The 17,015-nt window shown below is 52.1% G+C and carries 22 protein-coding genes; 3 read left to right on the top strand and 19 right to left on the bottom strand.

The features are described from left to right. Window positions 1-44: 44 nt before the first annotated feature. From LA360_RS21370 to LA360_RS21330, 9 genes are all read right to left on the bottom strand, one after another. Window positions 45-953: a LysR family transcriptional regulator gene (locus LA360_RS21370; protein ID WP_002585785.1), complete on the bottom strand. Its 909-nt coding sequence runs from the start codon at window positions 951-953 to the stop codon at window positions 45-47. A gap of 29 nt (window positions 954-982) precedes the next feature. After that, window positions 983-1,846: an NAD(P)-dependent oxidoreductase gene (locus LA360_RS21365; RefSeq protein WP_112481551.1), complete on the bottom strand. Its 864-nt coding sequence runs from the start codon at window positions 1,844-1,846 to the stop codon at window positions 983-985. Between the two features lie 238 nt (window positions 1,847-2,084). Continuing rightward, complete coding sequence (locus tag LA360_RS21360; RefSeq protein ID WP_160116312.1) at window positions 2,085-2,255, bottom strand: hypothetical protein; 171 nt, start codon at window positions 2,253-2,255, stop codon at window positions 2,085-2,087. After that, entirely contained in the window at window positions 2,239-2,706 is a 468-nt protein-coding gene (locus tag LA360_RS21355; RefSeq protein WP_225537642.1) for a carbohydrate ABC transporter permease, read from the bottom strand. The genes LA360_RS21360 and LA360_RS21355 overlap by 17 nt, the downstream gene beginning before the upstream one ends. A gap of 84 nt (window positions 2,707-2,790) precedes the next feature. Continuing rightward, window positions 2,791-2,958: a hypothetical protein gene (locus LA360_RS21350; protein ID WP_002585782.1), complete on the bottom strand. Its 168-nt coding sequence runs from the start codon at window positions 2,956-2,958 to the stop codon at window positions 2,791-2,793. Window positions 2,959-2,972: 14 nt separating this feature from the next. Then, entirely contained in the window at window positions 2,973-3,377 is a 405-nt protein-coding gene (locus LA360_RS21345) for a PTS sugar transporter subunit IIA (RefSeq protein ID WP_112481591.1), read from the bottom strand. An 11-nt stretch (window positions 3,378-3,388) separates the two neighbouring features. Beyond that, entirely contained in the window at window positions 3,389-3,793 is a 405-nt protein-coding gene (locus tag LA360_RS21340; RefSeq protein ID WP_022201487.1) for a hypothetical protein, read from the bottom strand. A gap of 42 nt (window positions 3,794-3,835) precedes the next feature. Beyond that, on the bottom strand, window positions 3,836-4,144 hold the full coding sequence (locus LA360_RS21335) for a PTS fructose transporter subunit IIB (RefSeq protein WP_002585778.1): 309 nt from the start codon (window positions 4,142-4,144) through the stop codon (window positions 3,836-3,838). A 331-nt stretch (window positions 4,145-4,475) separates the two neighbouring features. Then, window positions 4,476-5,369, bottom strand: coding sequence for a LysR family transcriptional regulator (locus LA360_RS21330; protein WP_022201486.1), 894 nt, complete (start codon window positions 5,367-5,369; stop codon window positions 4,476-4,478). A 203-nt stretch (window positions 5,370-5,572) separates the two neighbouring features. Here LA360_RS21330 and LA360_RS21325 point away from each other — a divergent pair, with 203 nt between their 5' ends. The 3 genes from LA360_RS21325 (at window position 5,573) to LA360_RS21315 (ending at window position 7,376) form a co-directional block, all read left to right on the top strand. Next, window positions 5,573-6,211, top strand: coding sequence for a chromate transporter (locus tag LA360_RS21325; RefSeq protein WP_112481590.1), 639 nt, complete (start codon window positions 5,573-5,575; stop codon window positions 6,209-6,211). Then, entirely contained in the window at window positions 6,208-6,780 is a 573-nt protein-coding gene (locus tag LA360_RS21320; RefSeq protein ID WP_027641900.1) for a chromate transporter, read from the top strand. The genes LA360_RS21325 and LA360_RS21320 overlap by 4 nt, the downstream gene beginning before the upstream one ends. Window positions 6,781-6,926: 146 nt before the next feature. Beyond that, window positions 6,927-7,376, top strand: coding sequence for a GNAT family N-acetyltransferase (locus tag LA360_RS21315; RefSeq protein ID WP_027641901.1), 450 nt, complete (start codon window positions 6,927-6,929; stop codon window positions 7,374-7,376). Between the two features lie 76 nt (window positions 7,377-7,452). Here the strand turns inward: LA360_RS21315 and LA360_RS21310 are convergent, their stop codons facing one another. From LA360_RS21310 to LA360_RS21265, 10 genes are all read right to left on the bottom strand, one after another. Then, entirely contained in the window at window positions 7,453-8,052 is a 600-nt protein-coding gene (locus tag LA360_RS21310) for a M48 family metallopeptidase (protein WP_112481550.1), read from the bottom strand. Window positions 8,053-8,070: 18 nt separating this feature from the next. Then, window positions 8,071-8,883 (bottom strand): ABC transporter permease, encoded by an 813-nt coding sequence (locus LA360_RS21305; protein WP_002585772.1) that lies wholly within the window; start codon window positions 8,881-8,883, stop codon window positions 8,071-8,073. 19 nt (window positions 8,884-8,902) lie between these two features. Beyond that, the gene (rfbC, locus tag LA360_RS21300; protein WP_022201481.1) at window positions 8,903-9,457 is read right to left on the bottom strand and encodes a dTDP-4-dehydrorhamnose 3,5-epimerase; all 555 of its coding nucleotides are present in this window, start codon (window positions 9,455-9,457) and stop codon (window positions 8,903-8,905) included. Between the two features lie 286 nt (window positions 9,458-9,743). Next, complete coding sequence (locus tag LA360_RS21295; protein ID WP_112481549.1) at window positions 9,744-11,426, bottom strand: DUF2142 domain-containing protein; 1,683 nt, start codon at window positions 11,424-11,426, stop codon at window positions 9,744-9,746. Next, entirely contained in the window at window positions 11,416-11,865 is a 450-nt protein-coding gene (locus LA360_RS21290; protein ID WP_022201479.1) for a DUF2304 domain-containing protein, read from the bottom strand. Before LA360_RS21290 ends, LA360_RS21295 begins: the two co-directional genes overlap by 11 nt. 24 nt (window positions 11,866-11,889) lie before the next feature. Beyond that, window positions 11,890-12,873, bottom strand: coding sequence for a glycosyltransferase family 2 protein (locus tag LA360_RS21285; RefSeq protein ID WP_022201478.1), 984 nt, complete (start codon window positions 12,871-12,873; stop codon window positions 11,890-11,892). After that, entirely contained in the window at window positions 12,854-14,176 is a 1,323-nt protein-coding gene (locus LA360_RS21280) for a lipopolysaccharide biosynthesis protein (RefSeq protein ID WP_022201477.1), read from the bottom strand. Before LA360_RS21280 ends, LA360_RS21285 begins: the two co-directional genes overlap by 20 nt. 36 nt (window positions 14,177-14,212) lie before the next feature. Next, the gene (locus LA360_RS21275) at window positions 14,213-14,899 is read right to left on the bottom strand and encodes a glycosyltransferase family 2 protein (RefSeq protein WP_022201476.1); all 687 of its coding nucleotides are present in this window, start codon (window positions 14,897-14,899) and stop codon (window positions 14,213-14,215) included. A gap of 9 nt (window positions 14,900-14,908) precedes the next feature. Then, entirely contained in the window at window positions 14,909-16,024 is a 1,116-nt protein-coding gene (locus LA360_RS21270) for a DegT/DnrJ/EryC1/StrS family aminotransferase (protein ID WP_057571518.1), read from the bottom strand. Between the two features lie 93 nt (window positions 16,025-16,117). Further along, window positions 16,118-17,014 (bottom strand): glycosyltransferase family 2 protein, encoded by an 897-nt coding sequence (locus LA360_RS21265; protein WP_022201473.1) that lies wholly within the window; start codon window positions 17,012-17,014, stop codon window positions 16,118-16,120. Window position 17,015: the final 1 nt, after the last annotated feature.

The following is a 17,015-nucleotide window of genomic DNA, read 5'->3' as shown; positions in this document are numbered from 1 at the left end:
ATTTTACGTAATAGTTCAGACGGAGGAACTGAACGGTTACTATTTTACCGGATATGCTTTTTGCAGATCCGGTGAAACACATTGCTCTCCTCAGTCAGCATGGATTCCTCCAGATGTGCGGTGACCAGATTCCTGGATAAGGGTTTCTCACCCACGGACAGAGGGACAATCTCCTCATGGAACAGATTATTAAATATCATGTGGTCCAGCGTGATCATCAGGGCATGGGTGTACGCCACACAGGCCAGACCGCTGCGGGAGGAGCCAAGCTCATAGGCGATATCCGGCTTCAGCTGGTAATAACCGTACAGATTATCAGCATAGGTACGGTACGGGGAACCGGGCATCAGCATCACATTGGGTTGATCACAGCAGTACGAAAGGTCAATCCAGGGATATCGAAATCCCGGTTTTGGAACAGCCTTCTGTACCACCGGGTGCGTACCGACCGCTGCCATCACCAGCTCACACTGGTGGACAGTCTCATAGCAGAAGCCATGCTCCTGCTTATCGATCACGGCCAGCAGCACGTCCAACTGGCGCCCCTTTACCATCTGGACCAGCTCCCCCACGGTGCGCTCGTGCATCAGGATCCGGATCCCCGGAAATGCCTCCTTAAGCTCCGGCAGTATAAAGCGGAACATGACCTCCGTAAAGGTAGCCTGGACACCGATGCGTATCACACCCCTGCTCATACTGGAAAAACTGCTCATCTGCGTGTCCAGCTCCCGCTGGATCCGCTCGATCTCCCCTATCTTCTGAACATAATACTCCCCTGCCTGGGTCAGCACAAACCGCTTGCCCACACGGTGGAACAGCTTCACCTGAAGCTCAGCCTCCCTGGCCTGGACAAATTTACTTAAGGCAGACGGGGTAATGAACAGGTTCTCCGCTGCTTTCGTGATGCCGCCGCAGCGGGCCACCTCCAAAATGTATTCAATTCCTTTGTCCATGTCTCCACCTGTCCTTTACAGCTACAAGTTTACCAATTATAATATTTGATCAGTGCCTGCGTTCCCAGTTCTCCCATGCCTTCCTGCTCCAATTCCTTATACATGGAAAGGACGTCCTCCAGCACCTTTAACTCCGTATCCGCTGCCCTGGCCTCTTCATCTGCCAGGTTCATATCCTTGATAAAATGCTTGATGAAGAATCCAGGCCGATAGTCGTCCTGCAACGCCCTTGAAGCCACATTGTTCATCTGCACACTGCTGGCGGCTCCTGTGGAAATGGACTTTAGCATTGTGTCCACATCCAGCCCCACATTCTTGGCATAGACCATTGCCTCACATGCCCCTGCCAGGGCTCCCGCAACGGCAATCTGGTTACACATCTTGGTGTGCTGTCCGTTTCCTGCCTTACCTTCATAATCGATATTTTTACCCATGGCCTGAAGGATGCTTAGACAGGCGTGAAAATCTTCCCTGTCACCGCCGGCAAGAATGGTCAATGTTCCATCCTTTGCCCCCTTGTCACCTCCTGTCACCGGAGCGTCCAGGGCGTGAAGACCTGCTTTTTTTGCCTCCTCATAAATCCGCACAGCCAGCCTGGGGCTGGTGGTTGTCATATCGATCAAATATGTGCCGGGATCTGCATTGGCAATGATACCGCCTTCACCAAAATAGATGTCCTCCACATCCTTTGGATACCCCACAATACTGATCACAGCCTGTCGCCCCTTGGCGCATTCCCCCGCGCTGCCGCACCAGATTGCTCCTTCACCAATGATATCCTCCACCTTTGATCTTGTTCTGGTATAAATAGCAACCTCATAGCCCGCCTTCATCAAATTGCGCACCATGGATTTGCCCATGATCCCCACGCCAATAAAACCTATTTTTTTCATTTACCATTACCTCCTACAGATATTGGGAAAAGCCCCCGTTTTTTCCAGGTATATCTCCCAATATATCACTTTTTCCCAAAATATCAAGCCATACTCCCAAGGCAGTTCCAGCTCATGGTGGTGGAGACAATCTCTGATGCCGATGACTATAAAACAAAAAATTGACGGCAAAATGGCTGGCCCATTTGTGGTATCATACCATTAGGCCAGCCATTTTTATTGTGAATCGCCATATTTCTTACCCCTTGATCCCATCCACCAGATACCTCTGTAATATGATGAAGAAAATAATGACCGGAAGCAGTGAGATCACCGACATTACAAACAATCCGCCATAGTTGTTGTATGAGTTGGGGTCCAGGTACATGTTGAGAGCCAGGGGGATAGTAAATTTACTGCCACTGTTCATAAAGATCAGGGGCTGGAAAAAGTCCTGCCAGGTCCAGTAAAACGCAAAGAGAGGAGGTGACAATGGCCGGCTTCACGATAGGGATCATGATCCGGAACAGGATCGCCAGCTTGCCGCACCCATCGTTCTCCGCCGCCTCATCCAATTCCCTGGGGATCCCCCGGAAGAACTGGACCATAAGGAAAATAAAGAACGCGCCGCCAAAAAACCAGGACAGGACCAGGGCGGTCCTGGTGTCAATGAGGTGCAGCTTTTTCAGTATGATATACTGGGGCACCACCATAACCTGTTGTGGGATCATCATGGTCAGCATCACGCATCCGAACCAGAATCCCGAGAATCTGAACTTAATTCTGGAAAGTGCATAGGTTGCAAACAGGGATGTGATCACGCACCCGGCTGTTCCGGCCACGGTGACGATCAGGGAATCTCCGACTCGTAGTAAACCCAATTTTTCCGGGTCTTGAAGATAATGACGGTAAATACCGCGATAATGGCCACCAGGATCCATGCCAGGGCACAGCTGTATCCCATATCAAAATAGATAAATGCCCTGCGGTACAGATAAAGCACATAGATTCTTCATGACATCGTCCGTCACCACCAGGGCCTTTTTCCCCATCTTTGCCATGGTATCCGCTGCCATGTCCAGGGTCCGGCTGCCGCTTATGATCTGTCCGGGCGCAATAAACGTATTTGCCATATTCCTTATCTCCTTTATGAAAATGCCTCCAGCAGGTCATCATAGGAAGCGGCGGTCTGCAGTCTCCTCATGGTATTGTCATTTCCCAGTTTCCCGGCCAGCTCCGCAATGAGGCGCAGATGGTCCTTGGCGCCGTCACTGTGGGCTGGGACAGCAAAGAGGAAAAACAAACGGGATGGCTCCCCATCGTAAGATTCCCAGTCGATCATATCCCTGGTGCGGCCCACTGCGATACCCACATGGTCCACATGGTCCGACTTTCCATGGGGAATGGCCACATGTCCGCCGATTCCCGTGATCCCTTCGCTTTCCCTAACATACACATCCCTCACATACCCCTCCAGATCCTCAATATATCCGGCATTCTTCAGGAGTCCGGCCAAATGCCTGATCACCTCATCCTTATTCTTTGCATCCATGTTCAGGTCGATCACCCGATCATCCAGAATCTCCAGTTCACAAAGTTGCCGATGATGAATGCCATAAGAAGGCCGCCTAAGAATCCTGCTTTCGACTGGGCCGAGCAGTAGCCGATGATCAGACCGGGCACAATTCCTGGCCGTCCTGCCATGGAATAGGCCGCACCGGCTGTCATCACCGCAACCGCAAAGTCCATTGCATAGGAACTTAATTTGTTCACTCCCCACCAGAACCCCACCCATGTAAATGGATTCAGGTTTGAAAATGGTGTTGCGCCCGCTGCAACGGCGCTTCCGATATCCCATCCGCCAAATGCCTTTGCCAGCGCCCCAAGGATACCGCCTGCCACAACGATAGGAATCATATAGGAGATGCCTGTCATAATGTGTTTCATGAATTTTTGCTTCTTTGCCATTTAAAAGTCCCCCATCTTTCAGTATTTACCGATCTGCCGGCCTCACTTGCCAAGCTTTTCGTGGATCTTGTTGATAACGCCCTTTGGAGATTTCATAACCGTGCTGATAGGAATCTCCACCACCGGTTTGCCTTTGAACCGCTCCTTATTCACGCGGATATCAGCGGAGATCAGGATCACATCCGCATCTCTGACCTCCTCCGGTGTAAGTTCATTTTCAACGCCAATGGAACCCTGGGTTTCAACTTTGATCGAATCACCTAATTCCTTTGCTGCGTTTTCCAGCTTTTCCTTTGCTATGTAGGTGTGGGCGATGCCAGCCGTACAGGCAGTGATTGCTAAAATTTTCATATGCAGCCTCCTCTGATTTGATTTACCTAGAATGTATCATTTTTCTTTGAGCTGTGGGAAATTTATTGCGGCATATTAAAACGGTAATTTTTTAACTGCATTCGGTAATTTTGCTGAAATACGGTAATTTTCTAATATTTAGGAGATTTTACCGGGCGTTGTTATATTTTTCTCTTTCAGGTACAGGAGCAGCAAAAGCATGTCCCCGCTCTGTGAAAAATCAAGGCCGGTCAGGTTCATCAGCTTTCAGCTGCCTTAAGAAGCTTTTCCCTGGCCGGGCGCCCCACCATAAGCTTTAACTTAAGATCCGGAAAACAGCTAGGGGCTTTTTTCACAGCCCCCTATCTGTCCCGTTCTCCTCTTTGCACAGCTCCATCAAAGTTCTGGCGCTGCGGGGCAGGAACTTATTCTTGTGGTAAATCACAGAGTACTTCCGGTTCAGAGCCAGGCCCTTTATCCTGAACTCGGCCAGTTCCCCTTCCCGAATGCCCTGGCGCACCAGGAAATAGGGCAGAATGGAAATACCCAGCCCTGCCTTTACACCCTGCAGGATGACCTGGTTGCTGGCGCTCTGCCATATGGGGCGGACATTCAGCTCCTGTGCGGCCAGTATACCGTCAAATATCTCCCTGCCGGCGCTTCCCTTTTCCCGCAAAATAAAATCCTGATTCCTTACCTCTGCCAGCTCCTCCAGGGTCCTTCCGGCAAATTCATGACCGGCCGGACATATGAAGGCCAGCCGGTCCCCTGCAAAGCTCTCGCTCAGGATAAAGGGGCTGTGGGCTACCCCCTCTATGATTCCCACATCGATTTCATTGTCCAGTATCTGCTGTTCAATGGTTCCTGAATTGGCAATGGATGCCTCCACCTTCAGGGCCGGATACTGCTGTTTCAGCCTCTTGATGTATCCGGGCAGCAGATAGGTCCCTATGGTGATGCTGGTCCCCACCTTGAGCCGTCCCATGGCGTCCACGTCCCGCACTCCCTGCTCCATCTCATCCAGCAGTTCTATGATATGCCTGGCATACTGGAGGGCCCTGCGGCCGTTCTCCGTCAGATACAGCTTGCGGGATATGCGGTCAAACAGCTTTACCCCGTAGTATTCTTCCATTTCTGAGATGGCCAGGCTGATGGACGGCTGGGCAATGAACAGCTGGGATGCGGCGGCCGTCATGCTCCCTGTCTCACATACAGTAACAAATATTTTCAGATGGCGAAGTGTCATGTTCCTCTTTTCCTGAACCGCATATGGCAGACTGAGGGTGCATCCCTGTAATCTGACATAGGGTCCATATATAATATATTTATTATAATCATTATTTAATTATAGTATTTTACATATGGATTTTCAAGCTGTATAGTAATAGCAGAAAAAACAAATACATGATTGTAAATTAAATGTATTACTGTAATAAGGGGAATACCATCATGGTAGTTAACATAAAATCCAATAAACATGCCTCCTCCGGGGTTTCGGGACACGCGGGCAGCCGCAGCTCCCTTCTGGCAAAGCTCTTTCTTTCAACCTTGTACCTGAGCGCTTTTACCTTCGGAGGCGGATATGTCATCGTCACACTGATGAAGAAAAAATTTGTGGATGAATACCACTGGATTGATGAACAGGAGATGTTGGATCTGGTGGCCATTGCCCAGTCCTCGCCGGGCCCCATCGCTGTCAACGGAGCCATCGTGGCAGGCTATAAGCTGGCCGGCATGGCAGGCGTACTGACCACGGTCATTGCCACTATCCTCCCGCCATTTACCATCCTGACTCTGATTTCCTTCTGCTACGCCGCCTTCCGTTCCAACCTTTTTGTGGGTTGGATGTTAAACGGAATGCAGGCCGGCGTGGGCGCTGTCATTGCCCAGGTGGTCTGGGAGATGGGCAGCGGCATCGTAAAAGACAGGCAGTGGATATCCGTCCTAATCATGGCCGCTGCCTTTATCGCCAATTATGTATACAATGTCAACGCAGTCCTGATAATCCTTTTGTGCGCCGCCATAGGTGCGGTCCGGACCCTTACTTCTGAGCACAATAAAAAAGGAACGGAAGGAGGCGCGCTATGATTTACTTCCGGCTATTTTTAAGCTTTCTGCAGATCGGCGCATTCAGTTTCGGAGGCGGATATGCCGCCATGCCTCTGATCCAGAACCAGGTGGTAACCCTTCACGGCTGGCTGAACCTGGCTGAGTTTACAGACCTTGTCACCATTTCCCAGATGACCCCCGGTCCCATTGCCATCAATGCCGCCACCTTCGTGGGCACCCGAATCGCAGGAACGCCCGGGGCTCTGGCAGCGACCATTGGATGCGTGCTGCCGTCCTGCATCCTGGTTACCCTTCTTGCGAAAATCTATCTCAAATACAGGAACTTAAGCCTGATTCAGGGCGTCCTCAAATCCCTGCGGCCTGCCGTGGTAGCCATGATTGGGGCAGCAGGCGTCAGCATACTGGTCACTGCCTTCTGGGGACTGGAGGGCTTTTCCCCTGATCTGAGCGCCATGAACCCGCGTTCCGTATGTATCTTCATCGGTGCCATGATACTGCTCATACGTTTTAAGATGAATCCCATCCTGGTGATGGTGCTGTCAGGACTGGCTGAGACCGCCTGCCAGCTGGCCATGCGCGTGATATAGCGTTTTCTAATCATTGACTTCCCGGTCCTCTCCTGTGAGGTCAGCTGCAACCAGAGCCTGGCCACCTTCAGACGCGCTGTACTCACACTCCCAAAAATGATATAATAAGCTTATCGCAGTACAAAAAAAGAATGGGGGAATCAATCATGGAAATCATTCAAGTAAAAAAAGACAAAAAGAAATATCTGGACCTGCTCCTGCTGGCAGACGAGCAGGAGGATATGGTGGACCGCTACCTGGAGCGGGGCGATATGTTTGTGCTGACGGACGGTACTGTCCGGGCGGAATGCGTGGTGACAAAAGAAGGTCCCGGCATATATGAGCTTAAAAATATAGCGACAGCCCCCCAGTTCCATAGACAGGGATACGGCCGCCGCCTGATTGAATATATCTTTACCTATTATCCGGATTTGAAGACACTTTATGTGGGCACCGGGGACAGTCCCCTCTCCCTGGGCTTTTACCATGCCTGCGGTTTCAAAGATTCCCACCGGGTGGAGCACTTCTTTACCGACAATTACGACCATCCCATCATTGAGGACGGAATCCAGCTGGTGGACATGGTCTATCTGAAACGGGAACGCGGCATGGACTGACTGCCGCAGCAGGGCCGGAACCAGGCCACTCTGTCTCCCGGCTAAACCTGGGAAACTGGCCATTTATGTCTCCCGGCTAAACCCGGCTTCCAAATTCCTTCAGCCACTTTCTACGGGCCCTGTAATCCGGCAGGATTCGTTCCACCTCAGCCCAGAACCGCTCAGAATGGTTCATCTCTTTTCTGTGGGCCAGCTCATGCACCACCACATAATCCAGTATCTCCGGCGGCATGAGCACCAGCTTCCAGTGAAAATTCAGATTACCCTGGGCGCTGCAGCTGCCCCAGCGGGTCTTGGCGGCCCGCACGGCAATGCGGTTGTAATCCACTGCCATGCGCTCCGCGAAATAGGCGCATCGATTCTCCAGCTGCTTCTTGGCCTTCTTTCGGTAAAGCTTCTCCAGCTCAGAGTCCTTCTCATAGTCTTTGACCGGCCTGGCTTCCTCCTGCCTGCGCCGCTCCACCATCATGAACCATTTCTGCACAATCCATTCCTGGCGCTCCTTTATAAAGTCCATCACGTACTGGTTGGGAATGCGCACAGGCACCCTGGCATACACATGGCCGTCTGCCTTGATTTCCAGTCCTATGGTACGCCGTTTGGAGTAGACCACCTCTACCGGAATGGCTCCCTCCTGGTCCCCATGGCGCCAGCTAATCTCCACTTTCTGTATCATGAAACGCTCCTTGCTATCCTACAAAACATCGGAAAAATGGGGACGGAGACGCTTGAACATCTTAAGTCCCAGCAAAAGCACCACCGCGGTGAAGCCCCAGTAATAAAGGGTCAGCGTAGGCCGTTCCCAGAACCAGTTTCCTGTGAGCATGGTATCCCTGTACCCGGCCACCACATAATAAAAAGGATTCAGCTTGAACAGCACCTCCACCCATTTTCCCGCTCCGGTAAACATGGCTTCGTGGTACATGATGGGGGTCATCCAGATACCGAACTGGAGGCAGATACTCACAATCTGCGCCATATCCTTAAAGAACACATTGACCGCGCTGGTAAAGAATCCGATACCCAGGGCCAGCAGGGACGCAGCCAGGGAATAATACACCAGCTGGAACCATATGACGGAGGGCATCCTGCCTATAATCAGATACATCCCAAACATGATGACCACGAAAAAGGCATGGACCAGCAGACAGGATATGAGCTTGATAATCGGCAGTATTTCCACCTTGAACACCACCTTCTTCACCAGATAGTTATACTCCTGGAGACAGTTGGTAATGCTGTTGACGGATTCACTGAAAAAAAACCAGGGCACAATGCCCGGCACCAGCCACTCCACATAAGTGAACCCTTCAATGGGAGGCGGGGATTTAAAGCCCATTCCGAATACAACTGCATAGATGCTGACTGTCACGATGGGCTGTATGAACATCCACACCACCCCAAAGTAAGAGCCCACAAAACGTTTCCGGAAATCAGCCTTGCCCAAATCCCATATAAGCTTCCGTTTTCCTATAATCTCTTTCATCAGAGAAAGCACATAATTCATATAAGTAAATTCCTTTTCATCAGAACTTGAAGGTATCCTTAAGGCCGCTCCACTTTCTGTCCTTATCCGATATAATCAGCTGCATGTCCGGTTCTATGGGCCAGTCCACCCCGATTTCAGGGTCGCTCCACAGCAGGCCGCCCTCGTCTCCCGGATGGTAGAAGTCCGTGCACTTGTAGGCGAATTCCGCTTCATCGGACAGTACCAGGAATCCATGGGCAAAACCTTCGGGTATATAAAACTGCTTCTTATTCTCTGCGGAAAGGATGACGCCAAACCATTTTCCGTAGGTTTCGGAATCGGAACGCAGGTCCACCGCCACATCGTAGACAGTACCGCGCACCACCCTTACCAGCTTGCCCTGGGGATACTGCTTCTGGAAATGCAGTCCTCTCAGTACGCCCTTGACGGACATGGACTGGTTGTCCTGTACGAACACCATGTCGAGACCTGCTTCCCTAAAATCATTCTGATTGTAGGTCTCCATAAAATATCCTCTCTCATCCTTAAAAACCGCAGGTTCAATCACACACAGCCCCTTGATGTCACAGGGGGTCACTTTAATCTTTCCCATAACTCCATTCGCTCCTTTTTTATTGTCAAACACGCCTGACCGGCCGTCAGCCCTCTGGCAGACGTTATCCACATCCATCTGGCAATTCTATCACTTTATCCACAGACTGGCAAGTCCTTATGCACCTGTGAACCGCCTAAATCCATTTCCCATGTCCATATATCCGCAGCGTGATCTACAGGAAAACCAGGCCGTGCCGCGGCTCCGGACAGCTCTGCGCCGCAATTCCAAACAACTCTGTGCCGCAATTCCAAACAGCTCTGTGCCACGGCCCCAGGCAATTCCGTCACACCCTCAGGCATACCAGGCTGAACAAACGCAGCACCACATAGATATCCATGGCGGCCATGGCAAACAGCAGTCCCCTGTCATCCCAGTCCGTCCGCACCACCTTGTCATTTTTGAGGCTGAGAAGGAAAATGGGGAGCAGCGGAAGCAGATATCTTCCCTGGACTCCGTTTATGACATTGGAGCTCACCGGCGTCCAGGCTAACAGCATGGAGAACATCAGCGCTCCCAGACACACCAGGCAGAGAAACCATATCCACAGACGCCCCTTCCATTGGATGAAAATGCTCTCTCCGGGTTTTCTGAGCGCCAGCATCACCAGTATGGCTGTCAGCCCCAGTATAACCGCATAGGGGGTGTTGAGCACTGCATCCATGTTTCCCAGCGCTCCTCCAATCATGCCGGAGTATAGCTGTTCCCCCTGCCAGGCCAGGGTATTGTAACACATCTTAAGCACCAGCATGGGACTGTGAAGCAGCTGTCCGAAGGTGTACCCTGTTTCCCCGGCCCAGGCTACATACCCCTGGTCAGCCTGGGTGTAAAGGGACACGGTCCTGTGGTTCACCACTGCCATGGCCGCTGCAAATGCTCCCAGTACGGAAGCAGCCGACAGGCTCCATTTTCCCCAGCCTCCGAACTTTCTCACCGGTATCAGGAGACAGAAACCGGCTATGACGCCGTACACCATCTTGCAGGGTCCCATGACAGCCATCACAAGAGCCAGGGCAGCTACATCCCTCACCCGTACACGCTCTGCCTTGTAAGCCAAATAAAGGCATACCGCAGTAAAGTATCCGCTGAGGGCTATAATCATCACATCATAGGAAAAGGACGCCGCCAGATGGAGCGTCATGGGAAGCAGGGCCGCTCCTGCCGCCACCTCCCTGCCAAAGGGCATCCTGCGTATGGTAAGACATCCCATGGCAGTGAAAAACATAAGGTTGAACAGCCGTCCCAGGAATAACAGTCCCAGGCCGCCCAGCCCCAGCATCCTTCCCAGGGCAATCCCCATGGCCTGGGGAACATAGGCCAGGGGCGTGGTCCGCACCGGCATCTGGTATGACATGACGGTCCCGTCCTCACCAGTGCTTCCAAGGCCCCGCTCCTTTATGGTCCGGTATGTGCCCTCCTCCAGCTTCTGTCCCAGTACCACAGCCGTTTTTCCGCCGTCCTCCGCAGCTTCATAATCCATGACTCCTGTCAGGTCCTCAATGAATACGTCCTGGGCTCTTATAAACACCCGCTCGTCCTCCGCCCTGGCGGTCCTGCCCATCAGGCGGCTAGAAAGCTGGTAAGCGCTGATATAATGGCTCACCTCGTCCGGGGCAGACAGGGGAGGGAGGACCACCATATACATCAGGCCGATTCCCATGGCGGCTGCGGGAAATATCCGCGCCAGGCCATAGTCCCGCCTTACCAGGAACAGGTATCCCACTGCCGCCAGTACCAGAACCGCAAATACCATCAGCCCGCCGTACCAGCCGTAGAGGAAACGATCCCCTGTTTCCAGGACACCGGCCCTGACATCCGTCAGATGCCACAGTCCAAGGGCAAGAACGCCGCAGGAGCCTCCCAGCCAGACACAGCGGGAATGGCCGCGCGGCATCCTTCCTGCCCCGGCATCATGCCCGATTCCCGGTCTGCTGCTTTCCTGTTTCCTCCCCGCTTTCTTACCTGCCATCTGTTTCCTCCCCGCCCATTTTCTCTGTACTCATGCCCTCCTTGGCGTCCGCTCCGGCTGACTCCTCCTTTTCCAGGAATCTCTGTATCTTAAGCTCCAGTTCCTCCCTGTCCTTCTGGTCCAGCGCAATGCGCTGCACCAGCTCCTTTTGCCTGCTTTCCATCTGGGACATCTGGAGTGTCATCCCAAACACCTTCACAATCAGCAGGAAAATCATGAACAGAAAGAGAAAATTAGGGGTGGAGTAGATTCCCAGCAAATGGGCGCAGGCATCCGCCACAGCCGGGAACAGTGAGAACACCACCAAAATCAGGGCCATGATAACCCAGAACAGCGCTGCCTCAATCTGTACCTTAGCCTGCCGAATCTTCCGCATCATAAAAGCCATAGTCAATATAGAGACTAAAACCAGAATCACTCTGAATATCACTGTCATCATAGGATGAATCCCTGCCTTCTTTTGTTATTTCCAATACTCCTTATTCATGCTGCACGCTGCCGCCAGCTTCACAGGCAGGAAACGGTAACACCTGCCCAGGCGGTAGCCTGCGTATTTGAATCCGCTCTTTACAATCAGTCCGGGCACCAGCCATGGACGGCGGTGGGTCACAAGATAACGGGCTGTCTGCCTGACCAGACGGATTCCCTCGCCCTCCGGGCGGATGCCCCCGAATACCTCCGGATGGTCTGCCTGGGACACAGCCAGGTCGAAATTGCGGTGGAACTGGGCCGCGCACCCATAATTGTGGGAATGAATGACTCTGGCCTCCGCCACATACGCGACGGCGTAATCGTCCTGCAGCACTGCCTTCCCTGCAAATATCATATCCTCGTTGAATATGGTCTTATGAATGAAACCGCCCTGGAACCAGAACTTCTCCCTGTCATAGGCGCAGCATACATTGGAGGCAAAAAAGGTCTTGATGCCCATTCTTCCCAGGTCCTCCTTGGTCTTTATGCAGCTGTCCTCCGGATAATTAAAGGAACGGGTAAAGCGCTCCGCCATGGCGCAGTCCTTATCCGGCAGCTGCCTGGCATAGGCCATGATGACCGACTCCCCGCCGGGCCCCCTCTTGTCAAAGGCAGCCGTCAGATGCTCAATCAGCCTTTCATCGGCCGGAACCGCGTCGTCTGTCATAAATACCATGATATCCGCCCTGCTGTAGCGGGCCCCCCTGTTTCTGGTGGCTCCATGGTCAAATTCCTCCTTGGACAGATGGTGCACTTCCAGATTGCCGATTCCCTCAAAGCCCTTTTCATTCCAGTAGGCCTTCTCTGTATTCATGACAATGATTTTGCCTATGGGATAGGTCTGCATGGAAAGCATCTTTAAAAGCCTGGAAAACTTCTTTCCGGGCTTGTAGGTGGGTATGATTACATCCACCCGCAGCACGCGCTTTCTCTCCCGGCCATCCGTTATCTCTGTGTTACGTGTTACTTCCTCCATTACCGGTATTCTCCTTTTTCTCACTCTGACAGGCGCCCGCCGTATGCAGGCCGAAGCCCGTCACTAATCCCATCATGAGCAGCAGATAGCAGCCCGCCGCACCATTAATCCCAAATTTTGATACCAGAAAGCCGGATAATACCGCTGCTGCAGCCGCGGCTGCCAGATATACGGCAAATATGGCCTTCTGTCTGCGCATGATTACAAGAGCATAATACATCAGATTGGCCAGGGCATAGAACCCTCCTCCCAGCACAATGATGATGAAAGCCCCGTAATAGCTGACCAGCCTTCCTTCATAACCTCTTCCAAGAATCATCTCCATCACGGACAGCACCCATTTTCCCAAAACAGCAGCAGCCCCCACTGCCAGCACCGTAAGTCCCAGGATGATGGCGCCGATGTTCCTGAGCTCCTTCTTAAAGCAGTCATAGTCCTTTCCGGTCCACAAGTTTGTAAGCCTGGTCAGAAAGGGCCTGATTACAAAATTGGCTACCATATAAATAACAGAGGTGGGCATAAAAATCAAGTTAAAGTATCCCGACGCAGCATCGTTCATCCTGGCGTCAATGGCATATTTGGCAGCGGAGAACACATAAAAGTCCAGAAAGGCCGATATAAACAGGAATAAGGTGCTTTTAAACAGCCTTCCCGTCTTCCTCTCCCCCTTGTTCCAGTCCACCGACGGCAGGGCGTGGATAACATCCAGGTTAAACAGCGCGATTCCCGCTGCCTGGGCAGCCACCGCGGCCAGACAGGAGAACAAAAGGTGTTCAAATGCCGCCAGCGTCACCAGAAATACGCTGACCGAAAAAAGAGTTCGGAAAAAATTGGATTTTCCCGTAAGATACAGGCTTCCCTGGCGCTGAAATTCCGACTCATATACATCAGCATACCCATCTATTACCTTGTATATGACAAGCAAAATGAGAATCATGCATTTGTCCGCCGTGTAACGCCCCATGCCGTGCATGAAGGTGAGGAACACGGCCCCTGCCGCCAGAGCCATAATACATGTTATGTTCCTGTGCTCCAGATAATCCCCAAAGGAATACTCGCCTGTTCCGTCCGTAATCTGGAAGGGACGGATACCAAAATAAGCTACAATGAACATCTGCTGTCCCAGAGTGGAAAATCCGAAGGAAAAGATACCTCCCTGGTCGTCTCCCACCACCCGTATGACCAGAAAAGACAGAACCATGCTGGCCAATGCATAGACAAAACTCCCTGCAATATTCCAGACCACGTTCTGCCGTCCGATATCCGTTCCTTTATATAATAAATGTTTCGTCAGATTCTTCATAACGTTCTCCAAGCTCCGGAGGATAGCCGGAAAATACTAGCGTTTCCTGAAATTCTGAATCATAAGTATGGAAATCAGCATCCTGGCCATATAGTGGACGGCTGTCAGCGGTTTTAAATAGCTCTCCCCCTCCAGCCTTTCGTCAATGGTCACCTGCAGCTCCGCTACCCTGGCTCCCTGTTTGATCAGGAAGGAAACCGTGTCCGGCTCCGGTCCGTAATTCAGGTTAAGGGCGAATTCCTCTATCATCCTCCGGTTAAACATGCGCATGCCCGAAGTGGGATCCGTCACCCTTGTTCCGGTGGTAAGCCGGATGGCGCTGCCTATGATTCTGCTTCCAATCATCCTGACCGACCATCCCTTTTTCTCCGTTACAAACCGGGAGCCTATGACAATGTCATACCCTTCCTCCATCTTCTGTCTCATGGCCTCAATGTACTCTGGCCTGTGCTGTCCGTCTCCGTCAAACTGGACGGCGTAGCGGTACCCCTTCCTGTAGGCGTATTTCATACCGGCCTGGAAGCATCCGGCCAATCCCAGATTCACCGGCAGGTCCAGAAGATTATATCCCTTATCCCTGCAGATTTTGGCTGTGCTGTCCCTGGAACCGTCATTTACCACCACATAATCCAGATACGGAAAGCCCCGGACCAGGTCCTCCACCACCCTCTCTATATTTTTTTCCTCATTAAAAGCCGGTATCACCAGCAGTACCTTATCCATGTTCGTCTCCTACATCCCCCTGATAATGCCGCAGATACGGTCCACATCCTCCAGCTCCAGGTCTGCATAGCATGGCAGCGTCAGCACACGGTCCGCCACATAGGCTGCCACCGGCGTATCCTTGGAGGAAAATCTGCCCTCATAACACTGGAAATCATTAATCAGGGGATAAAAATATTTTCTCGGGTATATTCTGTGCCCTGCCAGGCAGTCGTATACCTGGTCCCGGTCAGCCTTAAAGCCTTCAAAGAGCACAGGAAAATAGGCATAATTGGGCGTAAGCCCTTCTTTGAAGGATGGCAGCTTAATACCCGGCACGCCCGCCAGGCCGGACAGATAACGTTCCACCACCTTCTTGCGCTTCCCTATCTCCCGGTCCAGATGATGCAGGTTGCACAGTCCCATGGCTGCCTGGAATTCATTCATCTTGGCGTTCCCGCCAACCCATACCACATGGTCCTGGTCCACAATCCCAAAATTCTTAAGGCAGTTCAGACGGTGCTCCATCCAGTCCTCCTTAAAGGTTACCGCTCCCCCTTCAATGGAGTTAAACACCTTGGTGGCATGAAAGCTGAAAATACTGGCATCCCCAAACTCGGCCACGCTTTTTCCTTTATACCGCTCCCCAAAGGTGTGGGCCGCATCGTATATCACCTTCAGCCCGTGTTTCCTGGCTATTGCCTCAATGCGCTCCACATCGCACAGGTTTCCATACACATGGACCGGCATAATAGCCGAGGTCTTATCCGTGATAAGTGCCTCGATTTTTTCCGGGTCCATGGTGAAATCCTCCGGATTGATGTCGCAGAATACCGGGGTCAGGTTATTGCGCACAATGGCATGGGTGGTGGACGCAAAGCTGAAGGGGGTGGTAATCACCTCGCCGGTCAGCTCCAGGGCCTGGATGGCCATTTCCAGGGCCATGTGCCCGTTTACAAACAGCACCATGTTCCGGATTCCCATGTACTCCTTAAGCTCCTTTTCCAGCTGTTTGTGGAAATCCCCCATATTAGTCAGCCATGCGCTGTCCCATATGGGTTTTATCATCTCTATATATTCTTCGTAAGAAGGAAGGGAGGACCGGGTAACCAGTATCTCCTTCTCTTTATCTTCCTGTCCGTTCATACGTCATTTTGTCCTTTCTGCAGGCCGCTATGCATCTCAAGGCCTGCCTCAGCGCGCCGTCCTGCGTCTCAAATCCCGCCTCCCCGCACCGCCCTACCACCGCATCCTGCACACCACGGTCAGAAACCACACCTCTGCCAGGACGAGTCCCAAAACAGCCCTGGCTGCCGCCATGCCTGCCGGGCCGGTTCCCAGATACTCCTTATAGTAATACAGCTTGCTCCTGTGAAGCAGCCTCTGCTTATCCACGATCCGTTTAAAGCTTTTGTCAATGCTGACAGAATGGGCATGGACATAGGACTCATCCGTTACCAGCACGGTCTTCAGACCCATTTTCCTGAACTTCTGTCCCAGCACCTTTTCTTCATAATACAAAAAGATGTGTTTGTCAAATACTTCTTTTATTTCCCCCGGCGTGAGAAGGCCTGTCTTTAACATAAAAAAGGACCCGGGAACCGCATCCACCAGGCGGCAGTCCTCATCCCCCGCATACGCAAGCCTGTAGGAAGGCGTATTCAGCATGGCCTTAAACAGACGTCTGGTAACCAAACCCGTATCCAGCAGGTCCTTCCACAGAGGAAGGAGGGTCCAGTAGGAAAACAGTTCTCCCCCCTGCGGGTCCTTCACCCTGGCTGAGGCAGCCACCGCGCCCTGGGTCTTGTCCAGTGCATCCTTTACCCGCCGGATGCAGCGCGGCGTCACATGAATGTCCGGGTTGGCAATGATTACATAGTCTGCCTCCAGACAGCTTACGGCGTAATTGATTCCCTCCTGGTTTCCCATGCCGTAGCCGCCGTTTTGCTCCAGCCGAAGCGCGTGGACCTTTCCGCTGCCATTCAGTGTCCGGAGGAGCTTCCATGAATCATCGGATGAGTGGTTGTCCACCACCACCACGCAGTCCAGGCACTCATAATCCCTGACCTCATCTACCAGTGACAGGGTGGTGCGGCAGTCATTATAGTTCAATATAATCATGCTTATCTTATCCATA

This window comes from Enterocloster clostridioformis, from assembly GCF_020297485.1.
Lineage (GTDB): Bacteria > Bacillota > Clostridia > Lachnospirales > Lachnospiraceae > Enterocloster > Enterocloster clostridioformis.
The sequence above is the reverse complement of the archived record's forward strand: the minus strand, read 5'-3'. Positions and strand labels throughout refer to the sequence as shown.

What these genes read in the sequence shown, in the direction of transcription:
- LA360_RS21370 (WP_002585785.1), bottom strand. Translation starts at nt 953, where the DNA reads ATGGACAAAGGAATTGAATACATTTTGGAGGTGGCCCGCTGCGGCGGC.
- LA360_RS21365 (WP_112481551.1), bottom strand. Translation starts at nt 1,846, where the DNA reads ATGAAAAAAATAGGTTTTATTGGCGTGGGGATCATGGGCAAATCCATG.
- LA360_RS21360 (WP_160116312.1), bottom strand. Translation starts at nt 2,255, where the DNA reads ATGAACAGTGGCAGTAAATTTACTATCCCCCTGGCTCTCAACATGTAC.
- LA360_RS21350 (WP_002585782.1), bottom strand. Translation starts at nt 2,958, where the DNA reads ATGGCAAATACGTTTATTGCGCCCGGACAGATCATAAGCGGCAGCCGG.
- LA360_RS21345 (WP_112481591.1), bottom strand. Translation starts at nt 3,377, where the DNA reads ATGGATGCAAAGAATAAGGATGAGGTGATCAGGCATTTGGCCGGACTC.
- LA360_RS21340 (WP_022201487.1), bottom strand. Translation starts at nt 3,793, where the DNA reads ATGGCAAAGAAGCAAAAATTCATGAAACACATTATGACAGGCATCTCC.
- LA360_RS21335 (WP_002585778.1), bottom strand. Translation starts at nt 4,144, where the DNA reads ATGAAAATTTTAGCAATCACTGCCTGTACGGCTGGCATCGCCCACACC.
- LA360_RS21330 (WP_022201486.1), bottom strand. Translation starts at nt 5,369, where the DNA reads ATGACACTTCGCCATCTGAAAATATTTGTTACTGTATGTGAGACAGGG.
- LA360_RS21325 (WP_112481590.1), top strand. Translation starts at nt 5,573, where the DNA reads ATGGTAGTTAACATAAAATCCAATAAACATGCCTCCTCCGGGGTTTCG.
- LA360_RS21320 (WP_027641900.1), top strand. Translation starts at nt 6,208, where the DNA reads ATGATTTACTTCCGGCTATTTTTAAGCTTTCTGCAGATCGGCGCATTC.
- LA360_RS21315 (WP_027641901.1), top strand. Translation starts at nt 6,927, where the DNA reads ATGGAAATCATTCAAGTAAAAAAAGACAAAAAGAAATATCTGGACCTG.
- LA360_RS21310 (WP_112481550.1), bottom strand. Translation starts at nt 8,052, where the DNA reads ATGATACAGAAAGTGGAGATTAGCTGGCGCCATGGGGACCAGGAGGGA.
- LA360_RS21305 (WP_002585772.1), bottom strand. Translation starts at nt 8,883, where the DNA reads ATGAATTATGTGCTTTCTCTGATGAAAGAGATTATAGGAAAACGGAAG.
- rfbC (WP_022201481.1), bottom strand. Translation starts at nt 9,457, where the DNA reads ATGGGAAAGATTAAAGTGACCCCCTGTGACATCAAGGGGCTGTGTGTG.
- LA360_RS21295 (WP_112481549.1), bottom strand. Translation starts at nt 11,426, where the DNA reads ATGGCAGGTAAGAAAGCGGGGAGGAAACAGGAAAGCAGCAGACCGGGA.
- LA360_RS21290 (WP_022201479.1), bottom strand. Translation starts at nt 11,865, where the DNA reads ATGATGACAGTGATATTCAGAGTGATTCTGGTTTTAGTCTCTATATTG.
- LA360_RS21285 (WP_022201478.1), bottom strand. Translation starts at nt 12,873, where the DNA reads ATGGAGGAAGTAACACGTAACACAGAGATAACGGATGGCCGGGAGAGA.
- LA360_RS21280 (WP_022201477.1), bottom strand. Translation starts at nt 14,176, where the DNA reads ATGAAGAATCTGACGAAACATTTATTATATAAAGGAACGGATATCGGA.
- LA360_RS21275 (WP_022201476.1), bottom strand. Translation starts at nt 14,899, where the DNA reads ATGGATAAGGTACTGCTGGTGATACCGGCTTTTAATGAGGAAAAAAAT.
- LA360_RS21270 (WP_057571518.1), bottom strand. Translation starts at nt 16,024, where the DNA reads ATGAACGGACAGGAAGATAAAGAGAAGGAGATACTGGTTACCCGGTCC.
- LA360_RS21265 (WP_022201473.1), bottom strand. Translation starts at nt 17,014, where the DNA reads ATGGATAAGATAAGCATGATTATATTGAACTATAATGACTGCCGCACC.